Raw genomic sequence first — 5952 nt, 5'->3', positions numbered from 1 at the left:
CTTTTTTCCAAACACCAAATTTTCCCATTTGAAACAGGTAGCCATTAACGGCATCATCGGCGATTTTACGTTGCGCCTCTTTATAAAGCGCACTGATTTCTTCTGGGTTAGAGCTGCTATCAATTTTTTTTATGATGGCTTGGAATTCTTTATTATCATACCCGAAATAATAATTCGGGTTAGCATAAATATTAATGTCCATAGGTTCCACATGGGACACAATGGTTAAATCATAATTACGGTTTCTGAGCACTTGATCAATCCACTGCGCCCATTCCATATTTTCAATATTGACTTTAATGCCGATTTTGGAAAGCTGATGTGCGATCAACTCCCCCGTCCTTCTTGCATATATTGGCGGCGGCAATTTCAAGCTAGCCGTAAATCCATCCCCATAACCCGCTTCACGCATAAATGCTTTGGCTTTTGTTAAGTCGTGCGGATAAAGCCCCGTTAAATCCACATAATCCGGATGTGTTGGTGCAAAGTGGCTTCCGATGGGCTCTGCATTGCCAAACATAGCGCCTTCGATCATTTCTTTGCGGTTAATGGCGTGGGCCATTGCTTTTCGAACTAAGATATTATCAAAAGGGGCCCGCTTATTATTGGTACTTAGAATTGTTTCGCCGGCCGTTAGACCCACTTCAACTTCATATGCAGGATCATTATTAAATAAAAACAAATTTTCTGGCGCTGGATAATTTGGAAAGGTATCAATATCGCCTGCTTTCATTGCCGTATAAGCAGAAAGTGGATCTGTGATAATCTTAAAAGTGATCGCTTCCATTTTTGGAAGCGCCCCCCAATAATTTTCATTACGTTCAAATTCAATTCGGTCACCACGCACCCATTTTTTAAATTTATAGGGTCCGGTACCAATTGGCTGAGACGCATTTTTATCGACGCTCTTCGAAGACACAATGACCGCATCACCAAGTCCAATATTAAATAAAAAATCCGGTCTTGCCTGATTTAAACTGATCATAATTGTGTAAGGGTCAAAAATATCAATATTTGCGATGGGCTCGAATATATATTTTTTTGCATTTGTTGAATTTTGCGCACGCGCCCGGTTAAAAGAAAACCTTACATCCTCAGCGTCAAATGGGCTGCCGTCATGAAAACTTACTCCTTCGGCTAAATTAAAAAGATATGATTTCCCATCCGTTGATATTTGCCAAAAATTGGCTAGTCCCGGTTTAATGTCCCCATTTTCATCAATTCGAACCAGTCCTTCAAAGACATTTCCATAAACCACTTCATCAATTGCCGCAGCCGCACCGGATATTGGATCCAAGTTCGGCGGTTCAAGTTGTAAACCAACTTTTAAAGTCGTTTGCGCAGAAGCAGAGGTTATAAGTGATACGCTTAATATAAAAATTGTAAATAAACGCCGCATCAAACCACTTCTTTAACGGCAACTATAATACCGTTACCTTTTATTTGATTTGCCATTTTTTTTGTTTTCAATGAAATTTGATCATCAAGGATCAATATTCTATTCTTCAATAATATTTGATCTGCGTCTTTCCCAATTTCTGAAATGCTCGTTTTCAAAACGCCTATGGCTTTTTCATTCGTTGCCTTTAACGTAAAACTCAAATGATTTATGTGCTGTGATAAAAGAGCCGGCAATTGTTCAGGGTTACTGCCAAACATAAAACGGCACTGATCTTCTGAAATATTTAGTTTCTTTTTAATTAGGAAGAGTGGATTTTCTTTAGAATAAATACTCGTATGTCCAACGCCTGAATATATATTCAATTTTCCTTCATCGGTTAAATGAAGGAGTCCATCTTTGCTAACATGTTCATTCGATAAAGAAAAACTTTTAAAAGACAGCATTTGTCCTATCAATGAAGCACTGATAGCCAAATTAAATGTTCGTCTCGAAATGCCCCTTGCCTTTAATGACATATAATATTTCCCATATCTTATTAAGTAGATACAGTAACGGGTAAAACTAAGATTTTAAAGATTAAATTATGAAGCTCGAATATTACTTATCGTCTTTTACGTCATCAATAAATTCTTGGAACTTCTGTTTTCCAGCTTCTGAAAGTCCACGGTAGGATTCAATAATTTCTTTTTCATCTCTTATGAGCGCATCATAGGAGATATTGATTTCCGCTTCCTTCATCGAAAAACGACTAAGAACTTCTGTGTAGCTCATGTCCATGAAATCAGCAAAAGGGCTAATTTCAGTAATTTTAAGAGATCTATTACCATTAATAATATCGGAGATTCTAGTATGAGGAAGGCCTAAGGCTCCCGCTAAATCTTTTTTCTTTTTACCCAGCTCCGCAATGCGGCGGGATATCCATATTCTTTTTTTATCAAACATAATGACATAATGACTAAATAAAATAATATTTCACGTACTAATAACGTACTTTTTTCTTGACTAGGGAACAAAATATGTTCATATTGTTTTTTAGAGGCCTTAAATATGGATATTAAGTATATCTATTTCGTCTTTAAAGAATACAAAACACCTGCTCTTACCCCAATTAGAGCATGGTGTATTGGGGGGCAGGAACGACGGTTCCTGCTTTTATTATTTTTTTTCATTTTTTTTATATTTTTTTGATCCAAAAAAGAAACCGGTGCGTAAAAAGATCATAGCATGCTAATTTTGCACTTTTTATAATGCTATAAGCCACACATACTTTCTTGTTCCCCCCCAAAATAGAAAGTATGTAGTTCTCAGGGGCAGGACTCCCCCTCCTGCCCCTTATCTTTTGTATTAAATACAAAAGATCCCCAGAGCTCTATAATTATATATTTTTATACTTGTTTTAAAAGTTGAATCATTTGCTGAATTTTTACATTAGGACGGATTTGCTTATCCTGTGATTGTTGATAAATCGCTAACCCTACGACCATCATTAAGATGCAACAAAAACTATTAATACCACCTAAATACATTTGATTATCCCTAATCATTACTCAAACTAAGGAAACAATATACATAAAATTTTATCTAATATCAAGAAAATAGTAATAAAATTAGTTAGTTAGCGTTAACCATATTAATTAATTATTTCATTAAAAGATTATATGCCGCCTGCGCCATTACTTTTGCTGAGTTAACCATATCATCAACTTCCACATATTCATCGGGCTGATGAGCAAGCTCAAGAATACCTGGACCGTACGCAATACAGTCTTTTAAGTTTCCTATTCGGTCAATATGCTTTTGATCATAAGTGCCCGGTGAACAAATGAAATCTGGGTCTTTACCAAGAACATCCTTAATCGCATTTGCCGTTTCTTGTACCACGGGTGAATTAATATCAGTCATGCTTGGTATTACCTCGAGCATATCCCGGATTTCATATTTAAAACCTTCACGCGAAGTCTTTAGACCATTTAGTATTGTTGTCACTTCACCCTTCACTTCTTTTAAATCTTCCTCAACAAGAAAACGCCTATCAATAATCATTCTACAACTATCAGGCACACACGGGGACGGAAGCCCGTCTGATCCCTCTTCCTGACCACCATGAATGCTATTAATATTAAGCGTCGATTGTTTTGCCCCTTCCGGAACAACGGGCATTTCAGTAAAACGAGCAGCCATTGCCGGGTAAAGTTTATCTTCAAATTCAGCGACGACGGCACCCATATGGCGAACGGCACAATCTCCCAAAAACGGCATTGATCCATGAGCGATCCGGCCATGGGTTTCGATCTCGGCCCACCAAACCCCGCGATGACCGAGACAAACCCTATCTACATTCAATGGTTCTGGAATAATAACATGATCAACACGGTCTTTTGAAAAATATCCTTTTTCCGCAAGATAAGCGACACCACCTAATCCACCGGACTCTTCATCAGCAGTCCCGGAAATCTCAATCGCTCCTTTAAGCTCAATATCGCTGCTAATCAACGCTTCTGCCGCGATGATCGAAGCAGCCAATCCCCCCTTCATATCACAGGCACCACGTCCATATATTTTACCATCAATTAATTCAGCGGCAAATGGATCTTTAGTCCATCCATCACCCGTTTCCACGACATCAATGTGACTATTGAAATGCACGCACGGCCCATGTCGGCCTGTTTCATAACGGGCAATAACATTATAACGGGGATAATCTGCGCTATCGCCAGGTGCACCATAAGCGCGTACATATTCAATCGAAAACCCTCTATTCTTTAATCGATTTCCGATATATTCGACAATTGCTTGATAATCGTTCCCTGGTGGATTGATAGTCGGGAACCGTATGAGATCCTGACAAAGTCTTACTAGACTTTTTTCTTGTTTTTCTATCTCTTCAAAAACACCGGATAGTATCTGTTCACTCATAAAATCAGTCCCTTAATTTTCTAACTTGAAACTTATCTTTTATCACTATGTTTCACAAGTTCTTTTACAATTTCGATAAAATTTTGATCTGCGTCAAATTACTATATCCGTAATTTTAGTATGTTTGTTTTGAGGCAAATAATAGTCTCATTAACATTCAGGAGAAGAAAATGATCAAGACAATATTAGTTCCCGTCGGGAATGCACAAGGCGCTGAAGAGCGCTTAGATTTGGCAGTTGATCTTGCCAATAAATATGACGCGCATGTGACTGCGTTATATATACTTACCCCAATGGGTGATATGGTGAAATCTGTTCCAATCGAAGCATATAGCGGCGTATCATTTGCCCACTTTGAAAAAGAACAAGAAGAAGAAGCCGAAGCATTACGCGAAAAATATGAAAAGAAATTAAAATCATCTGGTGTTCGATATGATTGGTATCAACAAACGGGCGATGTTCTCACTCAATTAAATCTTCATGCGCGTGCAGCGGATTTAACAATCCTTAGTCAAAAAGGCGATGATTTCGACGATATCTTAAGCGTAACCCATGATTTTATCATCGAAAATGGATTGCCTGTAATCGTCATTCCGAGTGAAGGCGATAATGGGAACTGTAAAAACGTTCTAATCGCGTGGGATAACGGTAAACAAAGCGCCAAAGCGGTCCATGATGCATTACCAATATTGCAAAATGCTGATAAGGTAACCGTGCTCACCATCGCAGAAGATGGGAAACATAGATTACCAGAAGCCGATATTTGCAAGAAACTTGCCCGCCACGGCGTTAATGCAGAAGCATTAACCGAAGATACAATTATGGCAATAGCAGATAGAGTACTTGAAACTGCTAAAAATATAGATGCAAACTTAATTGTTTCGGGTGCATGGGGTCACAGAAGGCTTCGCGAAATCATCTTTGGAGGAGTGACAAAAAAGCTTTTGAGTAATCAAAAACACTCTGTATACTTATCACACTAACTCCCTCCTGAGTGGGAAGGTCGCCGCAATCTTTAAGAATTTTTTATCTAAAGAGACTGCGGCGACTTCTTATTTAGCGTCCAAATCTCTTTGAATTTCTTCTGAAAGTGTATTTTTATAAAGCCTGAGAATTTGAAGAATGCCTTCTTCTTCAAGTCCATATGTGGAGTGATCTTTGAAATGCGATAACACGTCCTCAAGTGAATAACTATTTTCCGCTGCCTCTAATATTTTCCATCTCATCATAATAAAAATATTATGCACGAATTTTTATCGCATACAAGAAAACTTATTCAACTAAATTGGATTAATTCTCTACATAAATCACAATTTCGCAATCGTCTACTAACGACCCTAAGCGGACGTTTAGGTTTCCTTGATTGAAAGCCAACGAAATTTTAACATAGCTGCCATTATTCCCATACCTACTAATGAAGACGGAAACCCCAAAATAGCACAGCGACATACATAATAGATGCGCCACTACCTTGATACGGCATTATATGGTCTACTTAATATGCTAACAACAACTATGGTAAAATAGGAATTACTCCTCCAAAAGCAATTAATGGATGTTTAAAAATTAAAAACAAAATAGGAATAATCAATGACGGCAAAATAAATAACAGCGCACTTGTTAAAAAATAAGAA

Annotated in this window: 6 protein-coding genes; 1 reads left to right on the top strand and 5 read right to left on the bottom strand. The window is 37.8% G+C overall.

The window, feature by feature from the left end; all coding sequences use genetic code 11:
• From ACTF6W_RS08520 to ACTF6W_RS08505, 4 genes are all read right to left on the bottom strand, one after another.
• On the bottom strand, positions 1 to 1399 hold a 1399-nt coding region (locus ACTF6W_RS08520; RefSeq protein WP_438994119.1), incomplete at its 3' end, for an ABC transporter substrate-binding protein.
• Positions 1399 to 1917, bottom strand: a complete 519-nt coding sequence (locus ACTF6W_RS08515) for a hypothetical protein (protein WP_438994118.1) — start codon at positions 1915 to 1917, stop codon at positions 1399 to 1401. The genes ACTF6W_RS08515 and ACTF6W_RS08520, both read right to left, overlap by 1 nt.
• An 82-nt stretch (positions 1918 to 1999) precedes the next feature.
• On the bottom strand, positions 2000 to 2344 hold the full coding sequence (locus ACTF6W_RS08510) for a helix-turn-helix domain-containing protein (protein WP_438994117.1): 345 nt from the start codon (positions 2342 to 2344) through the stop codon (positions 2000 to 2002).
• Between the two features lie 696 nt (positions 2345 to 3040).
• Entirely contained in the window at positions 3041 to 4318 is a 1278-nt protein-coding gene (locus tag ACTF6W_RS08505; RefSeq protein WP_438994116.1) for an acetylornithine deacetylase/succinyl-diaminopimelate desuccinylase family protein, read from the bottom strand.
• Between the two features lie 170 nt (positions 4319 to 4488).
• Between ACTF6W_RS08505 and ACTF6W_RS08500 the strand changes: the two genes are divergently transcribed.
• On the top strand, positions 4489 to 5301 hold the full coding sequence (locus ACTF6W_RS08500) for a universal stress protein (protein ID WP_438994115.1): 813 nt from the start codon (positions 4489 to 4491) through the stop codon (positions 5299 to 5301).
• A gap of 69 nt (positions 5302 to 5370) precedes the next feature.
• Here the strand turns inward: ACTF6W_RS08500 and ACTF6W_RS08495 are convergent, their stop codons facing one another.
• Positions 5371 to 5565: a hypothetical protein gene (locus ACTF6W_RS08495; protein ID WP_438994114.1), complete on the bottom strand. Its 195-nt coding sequence runs from the start codon at positions 5563 to 5565 to the stop codon at positions 5371 to 5373.
• Positions 5566 to 5952 lie beyond the last annotated feature (387 nt).

The organism is Pseudemcibacter sp. (genome assembly GCF_965661635.1).
Classification (GTDB): domain Bacteria; phylum Pseudomonadota; class Alphaproteobacteria; order Sphingomonadales; family Emcibacteraceae; genus Pseudemcibacter.
This window is presented reverse-complemented; position numbering and strand designations above follow the sequence as displayed.

Excerpts from the sequence above, each read along its gene's own strand:
- ACTF6W_RS08510 (WP_438994117.1), bottom strand. The coding sequence starts at position 2,344 with ATGTTTGATAAAAAAAGAATATGGATATCCCGCCGCATTGCGGAGCTG.
- ACTF6W_RS08505 (WP_438994116.1), bottom strand. The coding sequence starts at position 4,318 with ATGAGTGAACAGATACTATCCGGTGTTTTTGAAGAGATAGAAAAACAA.
- ACTF6W_RS08515 (WP_438994118.1), bottom strand. The coding sequence starts at position 1,917 with ATGTCATTAAAGGCAAGGGGCATTTCGAGACGAACATTTAATTTGGCT.
- ACTF6W_RS08500 (WP_438994115.1), top strand. The coding sequence starts at position 4,489 with ATGATCAAGACAATATTAGTTCCCGTCGGGAATGCACAAGGCGCTGAA.